Source organism: Hyphomicrobium sp. 01T421 (genome assembly GCF_056398805.1).
Window position 1 is genome coordinate 62,507 of sequence record NZ_JBFTQC010000004.1, and the last position, 24,393, is coordinate 86,899.

20 protein-coding genes and 2 riboswitches are annotated in these 24,393 nt (G+C 54.8%); of the genes, 8 read left to right on the forward strand and 12 right to left on the reverse strand.

The window, feature by feature from the left end:
- The first annotated feature begins 72 nt into the window (after positions 1-72).
- Both AC1DK3_RS19085 and AC1DK3_RS19090 read left to right on the forward strand, forming a co-directional pair.
- On the forward strand, positions 73-876 hold the full coding sequence (locus AC1DK3_RS19085) for an RDD family protein (protein WP_477193824.1): 804 nt from the start codon (positions 73-75) through the stop codon (positions 874-876).
- On the forward strand, positions 873-1,916 hold the full coding sequence (locus AC1DK3_RS19090; RefSeq protein ID WP_477193825.1) for a GYF domain-containing protein: 1,044 nt from the start codon (positions 873-875) through the stop codon (positions 1,914-1,916). The genes AC1DK3_RS19085 and AC1DK3_RS19090 overlap by 4 nt, the downstream gene beginning before the upstream one ends.
- Positions 1,917-3,328: 1,412 nt before the next feature.
- Here AC1DK3_RS19090 and AC1DK3_RS19095 read toward each other — a convergent pair.
- The 3 genes from AC1DK3_RS19095 to AC1DK3_RS19105 form a co-directional block, all read right to left on the reverse strand.
- The gene (locus AC1DK3_RS19095) at positions 3,329-3,550 is read right to left on the reverse strand and encodes a hypothetical protein (RefSeq protein WP_477193826.1); all 222 of its coding nucleotides are present in this window, start codon (positions 3,548-3,550) and stop codon (positions 3,329-3,331) included.
- A gap of 30 nt (positions 3,551-3,580) precedes the next feature.
- On the reverse strand, positions 3,581-4,096 hold the full coding sequence (locus AC1DK3_RS19100; protein ID WP_477193827.1) for a hypothetical protein: 516 nt from the start codon (positions 4,094-4,096) through the stop codon (positions 3,581-3,583).
- 316 nt (positions 4,097-4,412) lie between these two features.
- Positions 4,413-4,868, reverse strand: coding sequence for a type III secretion system chaperone family protein (locus AC1DK3_RS19105; protein ID WP_477193828.1), 456 nt, complete (start codon positions 4,866-4,868; stop codon positions 4,413-4,415).
- Positions 4,869-4,900: 32 nt separating this feature from the next.
- A riboswitch (SAM-I-IV-variant riboswitch) is annotated at positions 4,901-5,006 on the reverse strand.
- Positions 5,007-5,157: 151 nt separating this feature from the next.
- Here AC1DK3_RS19105 and AC1DK3_RS19110 point away from each other — a divergent pair.
- From AC1DK3_RS19110 to AC1DK3_RS19120, 3 genes are all read left to right on the forward strand, one after another.
- A complete protein-coding gene (locus AC1DK3_RS19110; protein WP_477193829.1) occupies positions 5,158-5,469 on the forward strand; it encodes an SRA domain-containing endonuclease in 312 nt (103 codons plus the stop codon).
- A 6-nt stretch (positions 5,470-5,475) separates the two neighbouring features.
- Positions 5,476-5,967 (forward strand): HNH endonuclease, encoded by a 492-nt coding sequence (locus tag AC1DK3_RS19115; RefSeq protein WP_477193830.1) that lies wholly within the window; start codon positions 5,476-5,478, stop codon positions 5,965-5,967.
- Positions 5,968-6,045: 78 nt separating this feature from the next.
- Positions 6,046-6,354 (forward strand): H-NS histone family protein, encoded by a 309-nt coding sequence (locus AC1DK3_RS19120; protein ID WP_477193831.1) that lies wholly within the window; start codon positions 6,046-6,048, stop codon positions 6,352-6,354.
- Positions 6,355-6,426: 72 nt separating this feature from the next.
- Here AC1DK3_RS19120 and AC1DK3_RS19125 read toward each other — a convergent pair whose 3' ends face one another.
- The 9 genes from AC1DK3_RS19125 to AC1DK3_RS19165 all read right to left on the reverse strand — a co-directional run bounded on the left by AC1DK3_RS19125 (position 6,427) and on the right by AC1DK3_RS19165 (position 17,822).
- Positions 6,427-7,152 carry a hypothetical protein gene (locus tag AC1DK3_RS19125; protein WP_477193832.1) on the reverse strand — a complete coding sequence of 242 codons (726 nt, stop codon included), beginning with the start codon at positions 7,150-7,152 and terminating at the stop codon, positions 6,427-6,429.
- 26 nt (positions 7,153-7,178) lie between these two features.
- A riboswitch (SAM-I-IV-variant riboswitch) is annotated at positions 7,179-7,286 on the reverse strand.
- Positions 7,287-7,886: 600 nt separating this feature from the next.
- Positions 7,887-8,438 carry a hypothetical protein gene (locus AC1DK3_RS19130; RefSeq protein WP_477193833.1) on the reverse strand — a complete coding sequence of 184 codons (552 nt, stop codon included), beginning with the start codon at positions 8,436-8,438 and terminating at the stop codon, positions 7,887-7,889.
- Entirely contained in the window at positions 8,435-9,175 is a 741-nt protein-coding gene (locus AC1DK3_RS19135) for a hypothetical protein (RefSeq protein WP_477193834.1), read from the reverse strand. The genes AC1DK3_RS19130 and AC1DK3_RS19135 overlap by 4 nt, the downstream gene beginning before the upstream one ends.
- 995 nt (positions 9,176-10,170) lie before the next feature.
- On the reverse strand, positions 10,171-10,761 hold the full coding sequence (locus AC1DK3_RS19140) for a hypothetical protein (protein WP_477193835.1): 591 nt from the start codon (positions 10,759-10,761) through the stop codon (positions 10,171-10,173).
- 405 nt (positions 10,762-11,166) lie between these two features.
- Positions 11,167-14,448 (reverse strand): primase-helicase family protein, encoded by a 3,282-nt coding sequence (locus AC1DK3_RS19145; protein ID WP_477193836.1) that lies wholly within the window; start codon positions 14,446-14,448, stop codon positions 11,167-11,169.
- Between the two features lie 867 nt (positions 14,449-15,315).
- Positions 15,316-15,525: a hypothetical protein gene (locus AC1DK3_RS19150; RefSeq protein ID WP_477193837.1), complete on the reverse strand. Its 210-nt coding sequence runs from the start codon at positions 15,523-15,525 to the stop codon at positions 15,316-15,318.
- 107 nt (positions 15,526-15,632) lie between these two features.
- Complete coding sequence (locus tag AC1DK3_RS19155) at positions 15,633-15,827, reverse strand: helix-turn-helix transcriptional regulator (protein WP_477193838.1); 195 nt, start codon at positions 15,825-15,827, stop codon at positions 15,633-15,635.
- A gap of 54 nt (positions 15,828-15,881) precedes the next feature.
- Positions 15,882-16,628, reverse strand: a complete 747-nt coding sequence (locus AC1DK3_RS19160; RefSeq protein WP_477193839.1) for a hypothetical protein — start codon at positions 16,626-16,628, stop codon at positions 15,882-15,884.
- Positions 16,629-17,822 carry a tyrosine-type recombinase/integrase gene (locus tag AC1DK3_RS19165; protein WP_477193840.1) on the reverse strand — a complete coding sequence of 398 codons (1,194 nt, stop codon included), beginning with the start codon at positions 17,820-17,822 and terminating at the stop codon, positions 16,629-16,631.
- 990 nt (positions 17,823-18,812) lie between these two features.
- Between AC1DK3_RS19165 and AC1DK3_RS19170 the strand changes: the two genes are divergently transcribed.
- From AC1DK3_RS19170 to AC1DK3_RS19180, 3 genes are all read left to right on the forward strand, one after another.
- On the forward strand, positions 18,813-21,287 hold the full coding sequence (locus AC1DK3_RS19170; protein ID WP_477193841.1) for a glycosyltransferase family 2 protein: 2,475 nt from the start codon (positions 18,813-18,815) through the stop codon (positions 21,285-21,287).
- 63 nt (positions 21,288-21,350) lie between these two features.
- A complete protein-coding gene (locus AC1DK3_RS19175; protein WP_477193842.1) occupies positions 21,351-23,342 on the forward strand; it encodes a glycosyltransferase family protein in 1,992 nt (663 codons plus the stop codon).
- A complete protein-coding gene (locus AC1DK3_RS19180; protein ID WP_477193843.1) occupies positions 23,339-24,379 on the forward strand; it encodes a glycosyltransferase family protein in 1,041 nt (346 codons plus the stop codon). Before AC1DK3_RS19175 ends, AC1DK3_RS19180 begins: the two co-directional genes overlap by 4 nt.
- Positions 24,380-24,393 lie beyond the last annotated feature (14 nt).

The window sequence follows — 24,393 nt, forward strand, 5'->3', positions numbered from 1 at the left end:
GGCTCAGATATCATCATTCTGAGGGGTAATTTTCTAGACCTATAGATTTAGGATTTTATCGGGGATTGGGGCATGGAAGCGCGGTGGTTTTACCACGACGGTCAGGTGTCAACTGGTCCGTTCACATGGTCACGTCTTTTAGAACTTCTGGGAGCCGGTTTCATAGAACCGCAGACATTTGTATGGCGCGAGGGGGATCCAGGCTGGGTGACGTTGTCGTCTCTAATCCCGATGCAGTCCGCGACTCCCGCTATTCCTGCTGCTCCCCCACCAATTTCGTCTGCTCCCGATAGCGCCAAGTCAAATCGCAAAACCGGGTCGGCATGGAGTGACAATCCGGCGGAGACTTCCGCCATCTGGCGTCGCTACGGCGCTCGTGTGCTGGACACAACAATACACGGGCTGATCGGATTTTTTTTCTTCGGCTTCGCTTGGTATGCAATGGCACCCATTTCTGCAGACGAGTTTTTCAACTTCATTGTGAAGCCCCATGCACTGCTTGTGAACATGATACTTAGCTGTCTGCTGGCCGCAGTCGTTGGAGGGTTTGTAGTCGGCGGAACGGGATCGTCTGTCGGGAAAGCTATTTTTGGAATCAAAGTCCTCAATGCGCGGAATGAGACCATAGGAATTCGCGAAGGCTTGCTGAGAGAAATCAAGGTATTGGTGTTCGGCCTTGGATTCGGAATCCCTATCGTTGCGCTCGTCACAATGTCAGTGGCGTTTAAGAGGCTGAAGGAGAAAGGGGCTACAAGCTGGGATAAGGGTCGAAATGTTGTCCTTCATCGCGAGAACAACACAATGCAAAGAATTCTGACGGCCGTCGGCCTTTGCTTGATAATCGCAATAGCGATTTTGATGAAATCAGTCTCATGACTTGGTACGTTCTTGAAGATGGCCAAGTTCATCAATTGAGTGATGACGCGTTTCGCCTGCAAGTATCATCTGGCGCTATCCCACCTCAGTCGCACCTTTGGACTGAAGGGATGCCGGAATGGATTCTTGCTTCCAAGTTCTTGGAAACAAATCCGACAAAGCCAGAGATATCGCGACCTTACTTTCTGTTGGGCTTAGTCACTTTCGTCGCCGGGATAACAATCCTGTTTGTGTTCAACAGACCTGAGCTTCTAGACGCTTTGCATGAGCAGTTTGGCCTTCCTTCAGCGATCTTAGCAATAACAACGGCAACGGCACTGTTAGCTGTTGTGGGCGCTATACTGGCGCTAAAGGCTTGGAAGCATCCGGGTCGTCTAAGTGCCTCGCGGTTCGCCGGATTGGTCTTCGTGCTTGGTGTAACGGTTATGTTCTTTGAAGCTGTTATGCTTTGTTCCTTTTTGCTGCAAGCACCGGATACCTACCGGATGCTATCGGCAGCAGAAAATTATACTGATGCCACAATAGTCAGGACGGGCAACGGCAACGCAATTATCTCAGGCACTCTGGGGCCTCATCTGATGCGTGATTTCGAAAGATTAAACGCAACAAGTGGGCCGATAGATGCTGTGCAAATAACAAGTCCCGGCGGACTGATTGCACCCGCGATTGATTTAGCCAACTATTTTGAACTTCACAAAACGACGGTCATCATCGTCGGTCAATGTAGCAGCGCTTGTATTCTGCTGGCAGTGGCTTCACCTCAATCGTTCGCCGAGGCCAACGCCTATTTCGGGTTCCATTACACATTTCCTATCACCCCTGTCCAAAGCGAAATAATGCGCTTTTCACACCAGCAGACGTGGGAAATTTATCGCAACTATCTTGCTCAACACGGCGTGCCCGAAGCAATCCTCGTTGAAGCTGCTAAGCACGGCGCAGACTCCGTCTATCCTGTCACTGCATGGGACATGGCACAGCACGGGGCGATAAAGGGCGTTCTGTCGGGCGGAAAGATCGTGGCCACAAGCAACAAATCATAGAACCGACACGCGAGGCGAACTCCAACGGTCCGAAGAGTCCAGTTCTGTTTCGTCGCGAGCTGAATGCCGCTCTTCCATAGCTCTATGTGGTGGGGGGTGTCTCACCTAAAAACAGGCCCGCGCTACCGGGGAGCAAGTGTGTCCAGGACGCTGTCACTGGCTTCTGGCGCGTTCCTCTGGTTTTCCGCACTAACCGCGAAACCTGTTCGCACAGGAGCGCGTCTTTCGTTTCGCCCAAAGCTGAACGGGAAAAGCACCAACCGACAACATCGCCAACACCTTACAAGCGCCTGACGGCCGGGAACACGGCTAGCGGCAACGGAACTTCATACTGATCATCTAGGTTGATGATAGTGTTCTCAACCCCTTGCTCCCTTCCGGGCGATGGGTGATTGCGTCCAGCCTGATCAGACGTGTGACATGGCTATAGACGAACACAGTCCACAAAAATCGCCGCGTTCAGGATTGGGTATATCACTGCTATTCCTGATGTGGCTGGTGATGATGATCGGAACTGCGGGCTTTTTAGTGTATCTAACAGCTGCCCTGTCTTTGGTATAACAGACTGGCGCTTGGCACGCGGGTATGGACATCCAGGACGGGCGCAAAAATCTTCTCCACTTGCTTGAAAGACAATCGTTCACCGTCGCAGTGGTGGCACGCCAAACGGCGCAAGTAGGCCGACAAACCAGCGATTTTCCTTGAATGTCACAGTGAGGGCTGATGCACGCCAGAACGGGCTCGTTCCGGTGATGGACAGTCACAAAGGCTACTTCACGTTCATGTGGCGAACCTAACGAAGGGCAAGACGCTGGAGGGTTTCGCGAACACGCGCCAGCGGTGAGGAGGTGACGGCGCTTGGATCAGATAGGAACGACGCGCTGCAACGCGGGGTTTGCTGAGCACGGAGTCGTCGCACCGGGCTGCTCAAGGGGACCACCATGGATACTAAATTTAGAGTTTTAATTGGGACCGTCGTAACTTTCGTCGGGTACGCCGTAGCGGCTGGAGCCGCTCAGGCTTATGTCTATTCGGCTGATCCTTTGCAGGCCCGATCTTCAACCGAGGATCGGATTCAACTGGCGCACTTTTTCTATCCCGATCCTAGTCTTTATGCTGACGACCCCTGGGTGGTTAGGGAATACCATCCCCGAAGCTATCGGTACCATCACCGTCATCACGATCATCGTCACCACCATCGCAGTCACCGGGGCGTGACAGGGCCAAATTCGTTGCATGCTGCAAAATAGTCGTTGGCCGGGACTGTCTCGCCTCCTTTTTGTTTCTCAGAGAAGTGGAGCTTTAAGCGTGAACGGGCGATTTACTCCGTTCAGAGGACCGAAGATTCAGAAAGAACACGTCGCGTTGAGCACGCGAGGAATAATGCGGAGTGCTTAGGCATGACCGGTTGCTCAGTCGCTGTCAGCAATCCAGTACGCTTGAAATCGTTCTGCACGGCTCTTGAAATGGCGACGTAATTCAAGCGCGCGCTTCAGGAGGGCGGCCTGCGCTTCGTCGTCCAACACGTCCAAATCAGTGCCCATTTCATTTGCAAGTGCATTTAGCATGCGGGTGATTTCGCTCGCCTTTGACAGTAGCTCTCTGGGAAAGGGTGGCGGTTGATTGGTGGACATTGCAGATGCCTTTCTTTGGACTATAGCTCCTCAGCGCTTTTCCATTGCAGCAGAAGTAGCAGCGGCCGTCTTCATGATGTTGCTCATAAAATTGCAGAAATCTTCATAGCTCCGGTATTCAATCTGTACGCGTGTCCAAGCTTCGCGCCAGATAGGCGTCTCAAAATTTTCTCTGATGCCATTGCACCATATTTTCCATATCTCGTCAGGTATGCGTTTTTCTTTCCGCAGAGCGTACTCTTCGCTGCAGAGATTTATGTAATCAATCATTGCGCGATCAATCCGCGCCCAATCGTCTTCACGCACTTCGCACGTAACGTCTCGGCGAACTTTGGCAAGGCGAAGCTGATCGGGCATACGTTGTGAAATGTCGGCATAACGCCGGAAAAACTCCATGGAGACATGTGTCTGATATAATCTGAGATATCGGTTGGCTGTGATCAACGCGGCCGAAAACGTTCCCACAGCAATGCTAAAAGAGCCGATCACCGAAAGGATAGCGCTATATTGTTGTGCCCATGTCAGTGTCACATAAAGTTGGTCCATTTACCCCCGGTGCCATCATTTTTGCAAAGCCGCTGAAACTGCAAACAATGAAATTGCGAAGATAGAAACGATCAGCCAGAGAACTATTTTATACTTCCAATATTTGTAAAGTCTGTCCGTGTGAGTTGTGGCGGCGTCACTTGCCCAGGCAGACGCGAGCGCGTCCATTATTGTGGGACCTTTGCGTGTGCGGTGCGCGCGGGGAGAAGGCGAGCGATAAGTCCGCATTTTTTTTGGCGGCTTTAGCTTAGCTGGCTTGGGCCATTTGTATGCACTTGGTGGCCTACTGCTCATTGGTCCCGCCCTCCTCGTGTGACTAAATCTTCAGCACAAATTCAGCTTCAGCCATTTTGCAGATTTTTACTCCCTCTGCGAATGAGGCCGCAAATCTCCTAAGGGTCTTCACGACGTGTTTCACATCAACGCAGCCATCATACGGCAACGAATAAAAACCCCATAGCTCCGGTGGCATCCAGCAAAACCGAACCAACCAAATTGAACTGTTCGCCTGATTGCAACGCGAGAGAACGCTAATGCTGGACGCAACGTCCATTTCAGCAGAAGCAGCGAAGGAGATTAGCTTTTTATTGTGTTCCAGCGAAACGACTACAGGACTTTCAAGCCCTTCGTTAGCGTAGATGAGTCCCTCATTGTCCAACTCATAATCTAAAACGGCGGCATCCAGAACGGACGCCAACCGCTGAATGCAAACTTCGCTTTCAGGGATGATTGAGTTGGGGGAACTTAGCGACAGCCGGACTATGTTGGTCATGACCTGCCTCCCTTAGATTAGGAGGCCCGCTGTCCTCCCCTTATGTTTGCCCTATAGGCCGCATCTCGCTTCATACGGAACCACCTTGTCAGGGGTTGACAGGTTGGCTCGGGGAACACCCCGATCTTGATGCATGATGGTTAGTAGGTTAGTGCTGCCGTCCTTTTCAAGGACTGGTTGGAAAAAAGTGCTCGCGGGTCTCCCCCAGTTGGCCAAGCAGACCGGCAAGAAACTGGTGCACTTCGCTTTTTGTCTAAGACATCGCGTTCTAATTCTGGGGAGCTAGGAGTTGGAAGGACCTTTTGAAGTTGGCCGAACGTATCATCGTCGCAACGATATCCACGCCCGCTTTGGCGGTCAACAACAAGGAGGGATAGTCACACCGGCTAATCACCCCATCGTCATCTTGATCACTGGAGAAAGTGGGGCTGAGCACGGTTACAATGACTGGTATCGCCCTGACGGCGTCTTTGAATATTTCGGCGAAGGGCAGATGGGCGACATGGCATTCAGAGCGGGCAACAAAGCGATTTTCGAGCATTCTGCTGCGGGAAAAAGTTTGCTCCTTTTCCGCAAGACGAACAAAGGTCTGCGATTTTAAGGAGAAATGGTCTGCGAAGGATTTCATGCGGAGCCCGCTCCGGACCGTGAGGGAAATATTCGGAACGCAATTGTCTTTGAACTTCGCCATCTGAATGCGCTTGTTGCTGAGCCTGATGTATCGGAAGACGCTCACAATGGTCAGGACCTGGACGCCCTTCGCCAACGCGCCCTTGCCAGCGCGGCTGTTCCGAAGGATGGGACGTCTTCAACGCGGAACGTTTATCAGCGCAGCAGGGATATTCGTCGCTACGTGCTGGCACGAGCTAAGGGACGCTGTGAGGGTTGTTCCGCAGACGCACCGTTTCAACGTCCCGATGGAACTCCCTACCTTGACCCGCATCATCTGCGTCGTGTGAGCGATGGTGGGCCGGATCACCCCGCTCATGTTATTGCGCTCTGCCCGAACTGCCATAGACGTGTGCACGTCGGAGCGGACGGACCAATTTACAATGATCAATTAATCGGACAGATGAAAAGCATAGAGCTTTCCAGTTGAATCTCCCCATTCAAATTGACATTTGTCATCGCCGCTTTAGGCCGTGGGGCCATGTTCATTCTCCTGGAGGAGCCTGAGATGGCCAAAATTGAAACGATGAGCTTGAAAGAGCTTGTGGCCCTGGAATCAAAGATCAAAGCCGCGATGGAGTCGGCGCGGGCCAAAGGCAAAGCTGAGATAAAACATAAAGTTTCTGCTCTGGCTCAAGCGCACGGATTCTCCGTAAGCGAGCTTTTCGGCGTTCGCGGTAAAGCCAAGAGCAAAGGGGCCGCGAGATACGCCAACCCCGATGACCCTTCACAAACCTGGACCGGCCGAGGTCGGAAGCCCGATTGGCTTCGGGCATACCTGAAGAAGGGCAAGAAGCAGGACGACTTTGCGATTTAACGACAAGGCACTCAGAGCGAGCCCTGCACAATTTGTCGGGTGTTGCCCCCCCGGGAGGTCTCGCCGCCTCCGCTAATATTCCAGTTCTTCCCTGATATAGCAGCGACGATACGGAAACCGGATTTTCTCAACCTCAATCGGACTTCCATCTTCTCTAAGAAGCTCAAAGAAATCGGGAAAGCGTTCGGCTTTGAAATCGCCGATGCAAACGCTCTGCTTCTTCTTGGGAACGAACCCATCTGAGGTGCCGATCAGATATCCAGAGCGGTCATTGTAGGGCTTGTAGATCACAAACCGTTGTCCGAACTGCGGGCAGGTCTGACGAAGAAACCCGATCATGTTGCCGCTATCAAATTCGTCCCGGCCCAAGAGCAAATAGCAGTGCTCCACCAAACATTGGTACTGGAAGAAGCCGGTCGTTCGTCGGAAGGTAACTTCCACATTGATCCGGCCAAATCGTTTGCTCTCCTCATAGAAGCTCTGATGTTGTTGCTCCAGATTATCTGGTGCAGGGCAACCAGCCCGCCAAAGGCTCACAAAGGCAGCGTAACAGCCTGCGATCATCCCGTTGACGGCATCTATGCTGCTTGGTCGGATGAACGCTGAGGATTGCCTTTGAGGCCCGTCCCACAGGCTGAGCAAGCTCGCCTGGATTTCCGATACGCCGACTGGCTCCGACGAAGCGGCGGAAGCAGTCCTTGGCAACGCGGAGCCCGCAACAGCGGCGGGTAGAAACTTGAGCAGAGTGCGACGCTGAACGGAGTAATTTGAGGATTTTGCAGGCGCAGTTTCATACATGAAAAACCTCCCGATTCTCAGGAGGCGCGCCTCCCTTTGTTTGTCCGGCTTTCCGGACCACATCCCGCAAATCGCGGTCACCACCTGCAAAGAGACAGGTTGGTCAGTCCTGACGGACTGTCTTGATGCTGAACAGGATATTGGTACGCCGTTATCGTGATTGCAAGAGTGCGATGGTGTTCACTTGCTAGGCGACGACGTGAACTTGAGCGTAGTCTGATCCAAAACGCACGTCGGATGGCAGGGAGCGCCTGGGAAAAGGGGGTAAGGTTTGGCCGAAGGCCCTATCCTAAGCGCTCATCAGAGGAGGGAGGCCGCCGCGAAACCGGGAAAACTTTAGTTGTCATTGCGAAGAGCTTAAACGCAGTCACGGCTCCATCTCACTGACTTAGTGGAGAGAGCGAAGAGTTTCACATTCAAAGGACGGGGGATTCTCGTCTTCATTCAATATTGGAATCTTCAAGAAAAAGGAGCGTATTCATAATAACGAATTACAAGTCAGCAAGAGACCTGAATTGATCCGTGACCCGCAGGCTCGGCGACGGTTGCGAGCGGAAGCACCTGGAGGAATAAGCGCTGGGTCGCACTTTCGGGCTTAGACTTTCCATTTGCTAGGGTGGGCATGGCCGCATCCCCCCTTTTTAGCGAGACAGACTTCGCCAAAGGTTGGTAGGGAGCGAACCTTCGCTCCCCTTCTTGACGCGACTAACTTCTCCATGTCCCCGCAAACACGCTCAACTGCTTTGCCGACATGCGGGTGAAGCTGTTTTAACGGCCTCGCGTCGCCATGAGTTCAGACTTGCCCGGACTTTTTTGCGTATGTGGGCTTCATTGGGATAAGGCAAATGCAGCCAAACTTCGGTGTCCGTCACACCACCAGCTTTCAACCGCCATACGACCTTATGAAGTTCCTCGTGACGCCCCTCAGTCATGCCCAACAGTGGAGCCGTAATTTTAGATATAGCAGCCGACGTGAGTGCGGAGCCTTTACTTGCCCTTATGTCATCTTGTCCCGGCACAGGTATCACCTTCGCTATGAATTGCGGGTTCAAGGCATGTCGGGCGAAATCTTTCTGGTCCGTGCCGAAGGTTTCAAAGAAAGCCCATTCTGGATAGGCGCGGTTGGTGCAGGGCAAGTAGAATGATTGAACGCCAGAGCGGCAAGCCGGGTCTAATTTTGCTGACGCCTGCGTGAAGCCTGACTCTTCAAGCCGGGCAACGATGCTGTCGTAAACCGCCTGATGCTCGGCAATTGATTGTGCTGGCTTGCAGTAGGGCAGGATCACCCGGAACTTGTTTGGCCGTTTGGGCTCCGTGAGAAGCTGTTGCAGATGATAAAGGACGTGCGCAGGGGTCCGGTCGGGTCATTCCAGAAAATGCCCTTGAACCGCTCCGGGCTGAGGTTTCCATCATCAAAATCCAAGACCATCGCCGACGAGCTTGCGAACGAAGCTTGAGTCCGGAAGGATTCCCCTTCGCGTCCGTTGAAGGTAGCTGGATTGAACAGATATTGCTCTTCCTTCGTCTCCAACTGTGCCTTGGATTGTTGTCTCAGAGCCTTGATGAACTGCGGCAGCAGAAGGTTCACTGAGCGAAACTGCTCCGGCTTGTGATCCGTGACGCGTTTGTGGAAGGTCACGCAGCAAGTGGAGGTCTCCTCCCCCTTAGCAGTCCCTTTGCTGTCTTGGGCGGCGGATTCCCAACTATTTTCCTTTAGAAAGAGATCTGGTTGGCAACTAGCCGCTCCTCCGATGAGGTTCTCGCGAGCTTTCTTGGCCGTTGACCTTTGGTCCTTCTGTGTCGGCGTCAAAGGGGACAGCTTCGTTGGCAGCTTGATATCGCCGATCTTCGCAACATCTTCGCAGCCCGTTAATTCGGCAAGATTTTTGGCGACTGGTTCATCGGCGATGATCGCGGTGACGACTTCTTGGGAGTTTAGGTTCCGCAATGAGGTTCGCATTGTGGCCTGATACGCGGGGTCACTGCCGGTTGAGCGCAGCAACTCGTCATGGGTAAAGCCCAAATCCTGCAGGGTTCCGCAGTGAGCCGGAGAGCGATTGAGAGCCGCACAAAAATAGAGGTTTTGATAATCTTGGAGGGAGTTTTCACCCCGACATGGCGGACTGATGCGACGGGCGTTTGGGAGACCAAGTATAACTATTGTGATGCTCTGCCGAAGCGCTTCCTAGCTACCTCTACGTTGCGGCTTGAGACCAGCGGCGTGATTTCCTCGTATCTGGCGATCGTACGGGCTAGCCGAGCTTTATCGGCGCGGATGTATTCGATCCAGTGATCGTCTTCGTACACGCGTCTGCATCGCGGAGGAGTGTGCTCCCAATCGGCAGGCATGCGGCGAGTCATAGAGGAACTCGGCCTTTTTGTTCCTGCAGTCGGAAAAAAAATGAATTTAGCGAGTGATGTTCGGGAGGATTGGCACGCTTTTACAAATGCGCTGACGTGTCAACTCCCCAACCGACCTTGAGCTGGAAGCAATCGCCCGCCGCCGACCTTGGCTTGCTGCTCGCTGCCCCACCGCTGAGAGCGGCGTTCCGGCTTCACCGAACGAGGCCAATCGCCCGGGCACGCCTGCGTTTGTCTCGCCTTTGAGGTGGGCGAAGCGTCAAAAAAACACAGATGCGCGCACAGACTTGCGCGCGCCACGACTTCTCTTAGATTCTGAGTTTTAAGGTGAGACAAGCCGAGACAAGCGAACCCCACGCTCAAAAAGGCGCCGTGGATCGGCACAGTGGCTCGACCGCATTGAGCCAAAGCCCAGACGAAATCGAATTGGTCTGTCCCGGCAGTCGTCATGCGCTTCGCATCACCCACCTAATCACCCACCGAAACCACGGACACGCTGGGTTCGCCCTGTATGAGTATCCTTGCAGTCGGGAAAAGCCTGCTCATGTCTGCTTCTCGCTAAGAATGCAACAGAATGGCAATTTCCCATTCCGTGTCCCGGAAGCCTGCCGCGAACAGGCAAAGCCCTAAGACTACGGCGAGACGCTGTGAACCCAATCAGTGTATTGTGCAGTTGCCATGTGCCGGAGAGCTCGGGAAAAGATGCGCGCCGACTTTCAAGATCACGCCTTGGCCGAACTTCTTCGCCTCAAGCGCAAAACATCCAGCGTCGCGATCCAGATATATAATGTGACTCACATGATTCGTCGCTTCTTCGACTTGCATCTCCCGTCCATCGTAGCGTATTTCGGATAACGACACCGCCAATTCTGCCATTTTTAGGGTGTGAACTTCGATTTCAATCTTGCTGGTTTCAATGGGCTGAGAAGTCTTCGCACCTAACACCGCGAACTGACGGTGAATACAGACAAGTGCTGAATCAAACTTTTCGGACAAATCTGTCGCGTCGGGCCGAGGACGAGGGGCAACTCGCGCCGTGTTTCCCCCAAACTCAATGACAAAATTTTGCTCGAAGCCGCTTCCCTCGAATATGGACGATTTCCAGAGAGCCGATGCGTCGGGTAAATTAGTCAGCTTCACGCCTTTCCCTGTCAACAACCGTCGACGTGTCTTGGCGTCGAGGCTGATAACTCCTGTTGCAGTCCAAAGGCCAAACACCTTCATACGGAATACACTTTCATTACTCATTTTATACGATTTCCATAAATACAACATCCGCTGTTCCGCGCCAAAATGGTTTTGACTCGGGTCTCGGATTTAATTTTCAATTATCAAGAGATGATATTTCAGCCGCTCAAGGCTACTCCGAAATATCGCCGATATTATATCAAATAATAGGTGCGATTGCAATTAGTAACAGTGCATTTTCGTTTTTTGATGAATGAGACGGCGCGATCGCCAATGATATTTTGCGGGACCGAAACATCGGGAAACAGCATATTGACACAACTCATGATGTTGTTGGCCGGTTCGCTCCGACCTTTTGGGCATTAGGAGGCGCACGTGCGGAATTGCGCGCCCCGGTAATGCTCTCAGAATGCGAGAGTCAAGGTGAGACAGGCGCGACAATGGGTAACTCCTCGCGCTCGCCCGTTACTCCGTTCCCGCTGCCCTGAATCGGAACGGCAATGGGTTGTTATTGGCAACCGACGTTTGCAAGCGCCCAAAGGGCTCTTCGTGGAGGAGGGGCGCCGGGGCAACGGGGGGGAGAGTATCTTTCGTCTGCAGCGCCACGGAATATTCCTCTTCGGTTATCAAACCGGCTTTGCGCGCGTGGTTTAGGGCATCGCGGCGCGGAGGCAACTGGCGCATGGTCGGGAGTTGAGCGCGACGCCCGTCAGCATCGGACGGCGCCTTCGGCCGGCTTTCGCCTGTCGCCCCGACATAATGGTGGAGTGTTTTGATGATCGTGTGCAGAGCGCAGTCGTGCCGTGTCGCGCTTGGATCAAAATCACGAAGCCACAATCGAACATACTGTTCCAGGCGCTGTGATTGCATTTTCAGCGGGATATCGTCGCGCCAGCGATCAAAACCGAATGACGCCTCCCCGCCGACCGGAACCTCGTCTCCCTTGAGGGTCCTGAAATCTCCGCGCACAAGAAGATCAACGATACATTTCTCAAGCGCGGAACGCGACAAAGCCATCTGCCGCACCGCCGCATCGGTCTTGACGTTGGTATTGATAAGCAACTGTTCGCTCCCGCCTATGCGCCGGAATGAATGATTGAGGGCCTCGTAGACGAAACGTTCGGCGCCTCCTTTGTTATTCCACTGATCAAGAAGATGCTCAAACTTGTCCGTGCCGCGCCATGCGGACGACGTTTCAAGGACGGTGTATCTGCGATCACCCGGTTTGATGTGCAGGAAGTGGTCGTGATTTGAGATCACAACGAGCCGGGCATAGTTGTCGACCGTTATCGGCGCTTTGAATTTGGGATTGATCAGCACTTTGTCGCCGGTGATGAGTTCCTTCATCTTGTCGAAGGCATTTTTGTCGCCCGCGAAGGCGGCCTCTTCCAGCACGATAGCAAGCTTGCCGACCAGTGCCTCGTTGAAGTCGCCCAAGATCATCTTGTGATTCGCGACTCTCAAAACCATGTCGCCCAAAATGCTGCTCAGCAATTTTGCAAAGACGATACTCTTGCCGTCGCCGGGTTCGCCGCGCACTGCAATGCAAGTGTCCACGCGCTCGCCGGGGCAGGCGATGATGTGCATCAGCCATTCAAGCACCCATTCGGCGACCGACGCATCGTTCTGGGCCCAAACTTCACAAATCAGTTCGTGCAGCAACGAGCATGAGCCTGAGGCATCAGGCTCCACCAGCATGCCGCGAAAGAGGTTGTATTCGTCCGCCGCCACCGTGCCTGATGGCTTGAAAACGAGGCCTCCAAGGTATTCTTGAGCGTTCTTTGGCGGTTTTGCGAGGAAACATCTTGCGGGATAGATGATATCCTTCCCGATTTGAATCCAATCTTTGCGGTAAAGAAATTCAAAATCATCGCGTCCCATGAGCGCCTTGGAAAGGTCGGGCTGGCGAAGATTCATCATCATGCCCTTGCCGCCCGTGTTGATTTTGGCAAAATCGCGCACGTAGTCCCGGTGCGGGTTGATGAGTGCCGCCTCGGCGGGCGACAAAAGACCTAAGCTTCCCGCAAAAGATTTGGCGCTAACCAAAGACTTAGCTCTTTTGAAATCCTCTTCTACAGCCCTTCGTTTGGCGTTGAATTTTTTTTGGATCTCGGCAAGGCTGTCATCAATGTCCCGCGCGGATAGCTCGCCCGTCGTCTTCTTTCTGGCCAGGTCGGCTAATGCGGTCATGTAGGGCTCGGCTTCCAAGTTTTTTGCGCGCGCGCAGCACTCCATCAGATTGCTGACGGTGACCCTGCCCGATGAGATGAACTCGGCCATCTGCGCCGCGGTGATGTCGCTTCCGATTTGTGTCCCGCACAGAGTGTTGAGCCGGGTAAAATCGAACTGTCCTGTTTTTACGCCAGCGTTGGCATGGAAGATGCCGACATCCATGCCCGCGCCTTCCCGATCTACAACCCAAAGGTCGTCAGAAAAGGAGCGATCTCTCCGCATTTCATGGAAGACCCGCGCCGAAATTGGACCGCCGCCCAAGTCGGGACTCAGCAAATCGTCGGTCGTGATCCAAGCCGTCTCCAGCATCTTCTGGACAAAAACCAACCGGTCCACTGCCGTGCCGTTCCCGCGATCCGTCAAGCAATGGTCATGAGAGCAATGGATGCCGAAGCTGCGCTGCCCATTCTCGCCAGCGTTGATGACAAATGTGCCGTTTCCTCCTGTCTCGCTATGCTCGTCTTCAAACGGGCATATGATGTGCACGCCGGATTCTCCCGCGCGCGGAGAGCGGAAGATATGGCTGGGCGCGCGCTGGCGCAGAGCGGTCTCTATTCGAAACGTCGAGTCATACTGTCCGATCCAGGCCCGCAAATTGACGCCCTGATGGGTAAAGTTCAAATCGCGACGCGGCGTGTTGAGAGAGTGTGTGGATTTCGACACCGGCTGCTCGATGGCGAAATCATTGAGGTCCAGAAGGTCGCCTGGAAGGACCTCAGAAAACCTTTCGGCTCCGGGCCGGCATGACGGGTAAAAGAACGCTCTCGCAACATCACTGCAGGAAACGTCCCACTGCACACCCAGGGAATTTGCGACGGCAGCATACCGTGCCTTCCAAATGGCGTCGAACTGAGCTTCGTCGCCTCCCACTTTCATAAATTCGATGCGCCGGAGGGGAGATTTAAGGGGCAGCACGATGCGATATTTGGGAAGCGGTGCGTGTCGGACAATACAAACGGGTCCGTTGGCTGTCGCGGTTGCCGGTGCGACGATCTCTATTTCGTCAACAAACGTCTTCCGATAGTGACGTTTGTCCAAGAGAAATTGCCGCGCGCCTTCTACGCTGACATCGAAAGTTCCCGAAAAGCTCCGGTAATCATCGAGTTTGATTGGCGTTTCCGAGGTCATATGCGAATGCGTCGAATAAACAATTGCGTAATAGTTCTTTGATTGCAGCGTTTCGCGAATGCGTTCGAAGGTTTCGCCCTTATCCAGATCAAGAACGACGGCCGAGAGTTCGCAGACGGCCGCTTTTTTCCGCCTATCGCCCTGAATGGCGCCCGGCAGAAATGCTTTTGCAGCTTTTTTGTCGTGAACCTCGGCGTGCGTAAGCATCTGTTGCGTGAATGCGGAGAGGGAAAGTTTTCGCGTTTGCCAGCCTTCGGCCCGTTGCAAGCGATCGTTTTCACTGACAGAAATCCATATGCTGTCAGCAGAAATTGGAATTTTTCGAGCTTTGCGATCAAGTGGGCCGGAGTCTTGTTTTTCGAGAGTGATGTAAAATGATTTTTCCATAGTCAGTCAGTCCTTTTGCAATGAGGTATGAGATAAAATGGAAGCGCGCGGGCTTAGCCGGCCAGGGATCAAAAAGCTCGTGGATCCGGCAACCGAACGGTTGGAGTATTCAAATTGTTAGATTGGTTTGTTTGGCAGCGTGCCGCGTGCCTTAAGCCGATTCTTTATCAAAATGGGCTGTTCGTATAATTGTGAAAACTATATAGTTTGACTTTAGTCCACCTCCAATTTCGTTTGTTCAGCTGTGAACAGATGGCCTCCGAGTTCGCACTCAACTTTTTCCGCCCATACTTCGAGGGCTTTGGGTTGCTCACTGAGATAGGTATGACGGTTATAAATTGCCGCGACGCCTGAGAGTTCTTGGGGCGGTGATCCAAAATCAGCTCAATGATATAGGGCGGGATTCCCATTGCGGGCACGCGAATGCTTTTTTAGGCCCGCTCGGATGACCTATGACGGGGTGTTAATGTCAAAACACTTCGGGAAGATGCTCAGGCGTTTTCAAAGTTGATTCATGTTCAGCAGTGATTGAAATTTCGAAGCCCACCCTGAGCCCGATCTGATCTCGTCAAAGGAGTCGCCGCGCGCGTGCCTTCGCATCCTAATTCGGCCGCCGACCTGCGAGCCAGGCCTGTCGGCCGAACCTATAAAGTCACGCAAAGTCAAAGCCCGCTTTGCTATTGACCTGTGTCCGTCCAATTCGGCTAGATGCCCGCGCTGGTTGATAAAGTGCGCGGGCATATCCCCTCTGGCTAAGATGATCCGAGGGATTGTCAATTGTCCCATCCGAGTCACAAAACATTGCCGCTAAAATGCGAACGGCAAAGCGCTGGCGAGACGATGAATCTCTTTTCGCCTACAGCTCGGCTATTTCTGCTTCTTTGCTGCGAGACGCTCGGCCGCCTCCCAGAAATTGGCCTTGTTGGGCTCTTTCGCTTCAAGCTCGTTTGACAGGCGGGTCGTCCTGAAAACGGGTTCACCTTTCCGGTACTCACCCGTGGGTTCTACGAGTCCAAGACGCTGAAGATTGGCAAGTGCTTTCGCGATGTCTTGTTTTGTAAAAGCCTGCTTATTCATCTGCACACCTGTATAAAGTTTCCGCAAATGCAGGAGCCGGTTGTCGGACCCGATTTTTCCACTCTCGCACGCCACACACTTGGCAATACGCGTTGTTTATTGAGCTTTTAGGTCCCGCTGTCGCTGGTCGATCTACGGCGACGTGAGGCGAGCCACGCATCCAATTCGTCGCTGGAATAAATGACGCGCCGGCCCACCTTTGCGTAATGCGGACCGCCCCCCGTGCAGCGCAACTTGTTAAGGTAACTCCGCGAGATACCGAGAGCTTCAGCCGCTTCAATAACGGACAGATTTTCGCGCATGCATCCTTCCTTCAGTCTTATGAGGAGGATTCTACGCGAGAGCCGGGGCACACCTCACGAGTGTTTTTTTGGCTTTTTGTGGTTGAACACACGTCCTGGCGAAAAGCCTGTCAGTCTGCCGGCTTCGTAAGCGGAAATGAGATATTCGCGGATCTTGCGCAGGCAGAGGGAATTGCCATGCTTCCCAATGAGCTTACTGTGCGGATCTCGCGCTGCAGCCGATCGGACTTTCGTCGCGAGCTGCGTGAAGTTGATGTTCGACCCATTGACAATTATGGCTTCTGCGCGATTGACCGCCTCTGCAGCCCGCTCGTCGCGCTTCCGCGCATTGCCGACCGCTCCGGGATATCGCTCCCGACGTGTGAGGCTTTTAGCGATTGGAACATACCTCTTGGCTATATGTAACGCCTGGGTGGCTCTGCTCCAAAGCTCCGCATCAATCGGTATTGCTTCTCCCTTGACCTTCGGTTTCCAACCCTTCGCGTACCGGACCTGCGATTTTTGCGCCCAGAGTTCGGCGATGAGCGCATCCAAGACCTCGGAGGAAACACTTGGATCGGTTGCGTCGATCAGCAGGATTGYCGCTGTAAGCCTGAGCTTCTCGTAAGCGGCAAGGAAAGCACGCGCGACGTCTTGAATCGCAGGACGCTGTGCAGCAGGGCAAGAGGGGCTGCCGTTATATCCTGACCTGGGCGTTCTGGGACGTAGGTCCCGGTCCGGAGTTGGCGCTGGCCTGAACAGGGCCCGGGCGGCCGCGACGCACAAGTCCAAATGCGGATCAGCGAATTCAGCGAACGGCATTTAGGTCTCCTGGCGCGGCTGCGCTATTTGAAGCGATGTAGCAATGGAAGCCCCGATTTCATCGTTCGTTTCCGCCAATTTCTCGTCGGCAAGGTGGGCATAGCGCGCGGTGGTTGCCGGGTTTGCGTGCCCCAGCAGGCCGCCGATCATTTGCAGCGAGACGCCTTGCGCTGCGGCCACGGATGCAAATGTGTGTCTCAGGTCATGGATGCGGACATCATCCAAACCCGCCAGGTGTCTGATGCGCCGCCACGGCTTTTGCAGATTGACGAGACACGCCTTGGCTTTGTCGCCGCAGATCACATAGGGATTGTTGTCCTGGCGCGGAAGGCTCCGCAAGACGTCAATCGCGCCGCCGCTCAGGTGGATCATCTTTTCGTCGGTTTTGCTGTCCGGCAACATGAGCCGACGGCGGGTCAGGTCGACGTCCGACCACCGCAACGTGCGAATCTCGCTGAGGCGCGCGCCGGTTAGAATGAGGAGCCAGATGGCGGCGATGGCCCAGGGGGACGCCATACGATCGCGCTCGGCCTTGGCGAGGGCATTGCCCAGTCGTGCGATTTCGGGTTCGGTCAGAAACCGCTGGCGTTTGCGCTCGCGGAACCTGTCGATGTGACGACAGGGATTGGTGACTTCGCTGCGGAGCCCGTGCAAGTCCGCCCAACTGAAAACTTTCGACAGCACCGCCAGCAGCCGGTTGGCCTGATAGGGCTTATCGCGCAGGCTTAGATGAAGCTTGGCGATATCGGACCTTTGCACGTCAACGAGGGCGCGTGACCGGAGCGCTGGCGGTACGTGCAGTCGCAACAGGCGGTGATACTCTGCGGCGCTCGTGGCCTTGAGTTTGGCGTCGACGTGCTGTTCGAGAAAGAGGTCGACGACGACGCCCAGCGACATCTGGGCCCTGAGCCTTGTTCGCTCTTCAGCCGGGTCTCCGCCCGTCGCGATACTGCCCAACAGCTTCTTGGCTTGGGCGCGCGCCTGGTCTGCCGTCAGCGCACCGAGCGTCCCAATCTTGACCCTCCGCGTCCGACCGATGCGGCCGTTCAACCGATATTGCACGACGAAGGTCTTGCTCCCGGAGGGCGTAACTTTGAGCCCGAAACCGCGCAGCTGGTCATCCCACAGGTACACGTCGGTCCCGTGCGGCCGGATTGCATCGACTGTCCGTTTACTGATCCGTCCTCTGGCCATCGCCGTCTCCCAGTAATCACCCAGTAAGCAGGGCCGAAGGGAAGCGCAATGTGGCACAGACAACCGTAGGCAATCAAGTGGCTGATGTTCCTAATGGTTTTACATCTGCAGGAAACCCCGGACAAACCTGTAAAAGATAGAACCCGAAACTTTTAATCAGAGGGTCGTTGGTTCGATCCCAACCGGGCTCACCACCAACATCAATAACTTCGTTCGCCCGCCGGAAGGAATGGATCGCCAAGAGCTGATCCTTCCAAAGTCACACGCAAGGCTTTTCGAAATAAAAAGACACGCAGCCGGTGGCCTGACAATCGGCGGGTTATTTATTTGTTGCGCCCAATATTCTGTTCCACGGCCCCCACGGGAGTGCGAGTCGATTCAGAATCTCTGCCGCCTTCCCGGCCGACGCGCTTTGGTTCTTCGATCTCACATGCCGGAATTCGCACGTGTCTGCCATGCAAGCTTCCTAGATACAACCGTTCGGATTCCGGCCGCGCATAGACCGTCGAATGATGCAATTCAAACACGAATGCGATTTGAAGAAGCGTCGTTCTTGAGAGGACGGAATTGATCGTTGACGCTTTGTGGTTGCGTGTTTAGTTCTTTTCCCCGGGGACACGGTCCGTGGGGGCGGACATCGGCAATTCCAATTAGCTAATTGAGACGGCGCGCGTGCTGCGTAGCCGGATTTGACGGCGATCAAACTCGCCGTTTCCCCCAAAGTTATATGGACGCCGGTATGTGCCCGAGGTCCTTTGCAGTGATGACGACCTGAAGGCAATTACGCAGGCAACCGCCTAATAGAGGTCAGCGCGGTTGATCCGATAAACTGAGGGTGGGAATTCTATTGTGAGGGGCGACGATGAGGGTAGTCCTCGGCTGACATTTCCCAGCCACGAAAATCGGTCTGCGCTTTCGCAAATTGAGCGGAGTTCCCTCTCCGAGGAGCTTCGCCTATCCGACTTCAAAGCATCGACTTTGATGCAGTACGTGCTGAAGAGTAACCTCGCAGTCCGGCGGCGAAGCGCGCTTGGAACGCTGGCTCGGAAGTTCGGCAAGAGCAAACTCGCGAAGACATGCAGAACTTTGGAGCGGTCCGGTCTCTTCGACCGCGATTGGTATTTGCAACAATACGACGATGTCCGCGCTTCCAGAATTGAACCCGTGGCCCACTACATTTTGTGCGGGGCTTTCGAGGGGCGCAAACCCAACCGCGCGTTCGATACGGTTTACTACTTGAAAGCCAATCCTGACGTGTATGCCAGCGGTCTCAATCCGCTGCTTCACTACATCCGCGTCGGAGAGAAGGGGAATCGAAGGCCGTCGCAGAAGTTCGACCCGGCGGCTTATCGCCTTTCAAATCCGGATATCAGTGCTGCGGGCGGCGCGCTCCTGAAGCATTTTCTCCGGCAAGCGAACAATTCGTCTGCGGGACCGGCCTATTCTCCCAAGGAGCCGGCGTGGAGCGTCTTCGAGGAGATCCTCAGCACCAAGGGCGGACGCGCGGAACAGGCCAGCGGTGCCGCGGTCGTCGATGTCGTCATCCCGGTGTTCAAGGGATATTCCGATACGTTGGCCTGCATTGCGTCGGTGCTCTCGAGCGCGAACCAAACGGCGTTTGAGCTGGTGGTCATCAACGATGCTTCGCCGGACGAGAGGCTCAGCGAGGCGCTCACTCGCCTTAGCGTCATGGGGCTCATCACGCTCATCGAGAACGACGTTAATCTCGGTTTCGTAAAAACGATCAATCGCGGGATGAGCCGATCGAACCGGGACGTCATCATCCTCAACAGCGACACGTTGGTTTTCAATCACTGGATCGACCGGCTTCGCGGTCATGCGAATGGAGCCAAGGTCGGGACGGTGACGCCATTCACCAACAATGGCGAGATTTGCAGCTATCCCACGTTCTGCGCTTCCAATCCCGCGGCTCTGGAAATCGAATTCGCGGAATTGGATCAATTGGCCGCCGTCGTGAACAAGGGCCGATCTCTCGAAGTGCCGACGGGCGTGGGATTTTGCATGTATATCACCCGCGCTGCACTCGATAGCGCCGGTTATTTCGATTTCGAATTGTTTGGGGTTGGGTATGGCGAGGAGAATGACTTCTGTCTGCGCGTTAGCGAATTAGGATTTTCCAATAAGCACGCATTAGACGTTTTTGTTTTTCATTCCGGATCCGGGTCTTTCGGAACGAGAGAAAAGACGCTCAAGCGAAACGCAATCCGTACGCTGACAAAGAAATACCCCGATTATCAAAAGGTCATCGGCAAGTTTATCGAGCGTGATCCGGCCCGCATTTACCGGACGAAGCTCGATGTGGCTCGCATGCTGCGCCAGGCTCCAGCCGCTCTGACATTGGTCTTTACTCATGCGCTCGGTGGGGGCGTTGAAAAGTTTCTCCGCGACCGGTCCGCGCGCTTGCCATCGGGCGAAGCGATCTTGGCGGCGTATCCCGATAAAGGCGGCAAAGGCATTCAGCTGCACCGGGGCCGGGCGGGCCTCGACCTGCCTAACATTCCGAGTTTCGACCTGGATGCCGACGAGCGGTCGTTCGCTGCTTTGCTCGTCGAGTTGAACGTAACCAGGATCGAGGTGCACAGCACGGCCGGATGGTCCGTCTCGCTGTTCGAAAAGCTCGGGCGGTTGAAAGATTTGACCGGGGTTTCCTATGACGTCCACCTCCACGACTACACCGCGATCTGTCCGCAGATCACGCTCATCGATCAGAGCGGAGTGTATTGCGGCGAGGCTGGCGTCGAAGCGTGCGATCGTTGTCTCTTGGCAAAGCCCGACAGGCTGAGGGACATTCATCCGGATGCCGACAGGTTTTTCCTGACAAACATTCGCGCTTGGCGAGAGATCTATCACCGGTTCCTGATCGCTGGCCGGAGCGTCGTTGCGCCTTCGGAAGATACGCGGCGGCGGGTGCGCAAGTATTTTCCAGATGTCGAAATCCGGGTCGAGCCGCATCCGGAAGACCGTCAGACGCATTCCGGGATCGCGCGGACATATACGGACGGCCCCGTGAAGGTCGCGGTCATCGGCGCTATCGGTCCGCACAAAGGTTCCAACGTTTTGCTCGAATGCGCGCGGGACGCAATGCAGCGTTCTTTGCCCCTCGAATTCGTCGTGGTCGGATACACGGATCTCGACGTCCAAACGTTGCCGCCAAATTTGAAAGTTACGGGACGCTACGAAGAACACGAGGCGATCTCGATACTCGAGCGGCAGAACGCGCATGTCGTTCTGATGCCGTCGGTGTGTCCGGAAACGTATTGCTACACGCTGTCGATCGCGCTTTCGGCGGGGTTCCCGGTCTATGCGTTCGACCTCGGCGCTCCGGCTGAAAGGCTCGCGAACGACGCAAGGCACGTCTTGCTTCCGCTGTCTCTGATGACGGAGCCAGCTTCCCTAAACGATCTGTTGGTTTCGAACATTCTACCATCGCACTTAAGCGCATAATTCAACGGGCAGGTAATGGTCACTTTTCAGGGATTAGAGCGTTCGCGTAAGTGGTCGAGGCTGATGGCTGCTATTCGCCATCCGCGAAAGCGCGATAAACGCCGGAAGTACCGGCGTCGCGTGGTGGACTTGCAGCCGGCTGCGATCAGCGGTGACCAAGGCGGATCGGATGCGGTGTCGGTCCAGCGCCTCGTGCGCGAGGTGATAGCCTCGGAATTCGACACCACCTATTACCTGGATCGCTACGATGATGTTCGCGCGGTTGCGGCATCGGCAGTCGCCTTCGATGCGCTAGACCATTATGTGGAAATGGGTTGGAAAGAGGGTCGCGACCCAAATGCCGATTTCTCGACCGAATACTATATTCAGGCAAACCCGGATGTTTCGACGTCTGGGATCAATCCCTTTTTCCATTTCCTGACGATCGGCAGAAGGAAGGGATTATCGCCAAGTCTCAAGAAGCGGAGTGCCGGATCGGCGTCGGACCTCATCTATGAGGTTATCGCCAAAGAATTCGATTGTGAGTACTACCTCCGTACGAACCGCGATATCGCACGCGTCAAGGAGGCGAATAAAGATTTCGATCCGATTGCGCATTACATCACGAACGGTTGGCGTGAGGGACGAAATCCTCGAGCGGATTTTTCGACGAGCGACTACATGCTGGCGAACCCCGATGTCGTTGCCGCGAATTTGAATCCCTTCTACCACTACATCGGAAGTGGCAGGCGAGAGGGACGGGCCCCTACTTTGCCGGGCGGGTTCCGCACGCGCTATCTGAGGACGATGCGTTCGTTGCCGGAAGTCGTCTCGGCCTGGACAATTCCTTCGAGGCCATACCTGCCGAAATCGGCAGCCGCGCTCGCGCAGGCAATTTCATCGTCCGCGGAACGCACGGACGGCCGCATCGCGATTTCGTTGAGCCACGACAATTACATCGAAGGCATCGGCGGCGTTCAGCTGTGCGTGAGGCAAGAGCAGCAGGAGTGCCTAGCTCTCGGCTGCACATATCTCAATATTCATCCGGTTCAACCGCTGCCGATTTTGGCGGCTTCCGAGAACTGGTCGGGTCAGTTGGTTCGATTGGTTTTGAACGGTGAGGTGATCGGCGTCACGACAGCGGCCAACCTGATCGCGGCCATTGAACCGGTGGCAACCAGCTTCACGAAGGCCGCCGTTTTCGTGCACGCCATGCACGGTCTCACGACTGAGATGGTTCTTGCGCTCGCAGATGCCGTGCCCGACAGCCAAACATATTTTTGGCTGCACGATTTCTTCTCCGTCTGTCCGGGCTACAACCTGCTGCGGAACGACATCACGTACTGCGGTGCGCCGTCTCCGGATTCGCAAGCCTGTTCGATTTGCAAATACGGCGACAGCCGGCGCGAGCACATTTCCCGATTTACGGCGATGTTCGAGAGCGCGAGATTTACGGTCGTGTCTCCGTCCGACGCCACCTTGGATCTCTGGAAAAAGTCGTCGCATCTTTTTCAGGGACGGGCGATCGTGCACCCGCATTGCGCCTTGGCGAGCAGTCCTGCGCCGGCGCGAGATGCCGCCAAGCCGATTAAGTTCGCTTTCATTGGCAGCCCGACGGTGCACAAGGGGTGGCCCGTTTTCAAAATGCTCGCCGATGCCGGATGCACTCATCAGAACTATCAGTTCTACTATTTCGGAATGGCCGACATAGGTGAAACTCAGATCGAGCAAGTCAAGGTCAGCGTCTCGCTGGAAGACCGGTCTGCCATGAGCGATGCGCTCGCGGCGCACGAGATCGACTACGCGATCGTCTGGTCTCTCTGTCCTGAAACGTTCTGCTTTGCTGCCTACGAGGCTGCTGCCGCCGGGGCTTACGTTGTCACCAATCGCGATTCCGGGAATGTTGCGAGAATGGCCGCCGACAAGTCTTTAGGAATGGTTCTGGCCGACGAGCACGAGCTGCTCGAACACCTGAACAACGGGTTCTTCGAACGACACCTGGGGAAAATCGAACCTCACCGGGGAAGCTTGGATTTTCGTTGTTTCGCGCGCGAATTGTTCGGTGATGTCCAATGACAGTCTGTTGCTTCACGAGTTTCACGTTCAGCTATCTGGCGAAAGCTGCCGTTCTCGCGGCTTCGGTAAAACGCTATCATCCCGACTGGGTCATATGTGCGGTCATTACCGATCGCGAACCGAGCGGATACACTTTCGATCCTGAGACCGTACCATTCGACGAGATTGTTTGGGGCGATGAATTATTCGGGTCGGCAACTCCGGCGTGGCTGTTCAAGCACGACATCGTCGAAGCCTGCACCGCCGTGAAGGGGCGAGCGCTTCGCAAGCTGCTGCAACAGTACGACAAGGTCATCTACCTCGATCCGGACGTTGCTGTTTTTGGCCCGATGACGTCGATCGTCGATGGGCTCGACCGATACTCGACGCTTCTTACGCCGCATCAGCTCGATCCCGCGGTTACCGAAAGCTCCATTCGCGATAACGAATTCAGCTCGTTGAAGCACGGCACTTTCAACCTGGGGTTTCTTGCAGTCCGCAACGACGCTGAAGGCGACCGCTTTGCAGAATGGTGGGAGGATCGCCTTACCAGGTTCTGCTTCTCCGATCCGGTGAGCGGCCTTTTTGTTGATCAAAAGTGGTGCGATCTAGCTCCCGCATTCTTCAGCGAGTTGGGCATCGTTCGCGACCCCGGTTACAACGTGGCCAGCTGGAATCTCAATCGTCGGCGTGTGACCGTCGACGTCGATGGAGCGATCAAGGTGAACGGTGAGCCGCTCAAATTCTATCATTTCACGAAGCTCGGCGAGGTCGGCGATACCGCGACGATGCGATATGCCGGAGACAGTTTCGAGGTCTTTGAAATCTGGGCCTGGTACAAGCGCGCGGTTGCGAGCTGGACCGACACGAGAATCCCCGAAAGATGGTGGCACTACGCGCAGTACGATAACGGGGAAAGAATCCCCCAGTACGCGCGGGAGCTCTACAGAAACCGCCCGGATCTTCAGCGCCACTTTCCGCATCCGTTTTCGACGGCCGGAGAATCTTACTTCGCGTGGCTTCAGGCTCAGGGGATCACATCCGGGGCTGCAGGCTAGAGTGATTGCACCTC

Coding starts and splice junctions, on each gene's coding strand:
- AC1DK3_RS19140 (WP_477193835.1), bottom strand. CDS start 10,761: ATGAGTAATGAAAGTGTATTCCGTATGAAGGTGTTTGGCCTTTGGACT.
- AC1DK3_RS19155 (WP_477193838.1), bottom strand. CDS start 15,827: ATGCGCGAAAATCTGTCCGTTATTGAAGCGGCTGAAGCTCTCGGTATC.
- AC1DK3_RS19120 (WP_477193831.1), top strand. CDS start 6,046: ATGGCCAAAATTGAAACGATGAGCTTGAAAGAGCTTGTGGCCCTGGAA.
- AC1DK3_RS19100 (WP_477193827.1), bottom strand. CDS start 4,096: ATGGACCAACTTTATGTGACACTGACATGGGCACAACAATATAGCGCT.
- AC1DK3_RS19105 (WP_477193828.1), bottom strand. CDS start 4,868: ATGACCAACATAGTCCGGCTGTCGCTAAGTTCCCCCAACTCAATCATC.
- AC1DK3_RS19115 (WP_477193830.1), top strand. CDS start 5,476: ATGGTCTGCGAAGGATTTCATGCGGAGCCCGCTCCGGACCGTGAGGGA.
- AC1DK3_RS19095 (WP_477193826.1), bottom strand. CDS start 3,550: ATGTCCACCAATCAACCGCCACCCTTTCCCAGAGAGCTACTGTCAAAG.
- AC1DK3_RS19145 (WP_477193836.1), bottom strand. CDS start 14,448: ATGGAAAAATCATTTTACATCACTCTCGAAAAACAAGACTCCGGCCCA.
- AC1DK3_RS19125 (WP_477193832.1), bottom strand. CDS start 7,152: ATGTATGAAACTGCGCCTGCAAAATCCTCAAATTACTCCGTTCAGCGT.
- AC1DK3_RS19180 (WP_477193843.1), top strand. CDS start 23,339: ATGACAGTCTGTTGCTTCACGAGTTTCACGTTCAGCTATCTGGCGAAA.
- AC1DK3_RS19165 (WP_477193840.1), bottom strand. CDS start 17,822: ATGGCCAGAGGACGGATCAGTAAACGGACAGTCGATGCAATCCGGCCG.
- AC1DK3_RS19085 (WP_477193824.1), top strand. CDS start 73: ATGGAAGCGCGGTGGTTTTACCACGACGGTCAGGTGTCAACTGGTCCG.
- AC1DK3_RS19175 (WP_477193842.1), top strand. CDS start 21,351: ATGGCTGCTATTCGCCATCCGCGAAAGCGCGATAAACGCCGGAAGTAC.
- AC1DK3_RS19090 (WP_477193825.1), top strand. CDS start 873: ATGACTTGGTACGTTCTTGAAGATGGCCAAGTTCATCAATTGAGTGAT.
- AC1DK3_RS19150 (WP_477193837.1), bottom strand. CDS start 15,525: ATGAATAAGCAGGCTTTTACAAAACAAGACATCGCGAAAGCACTTGCC.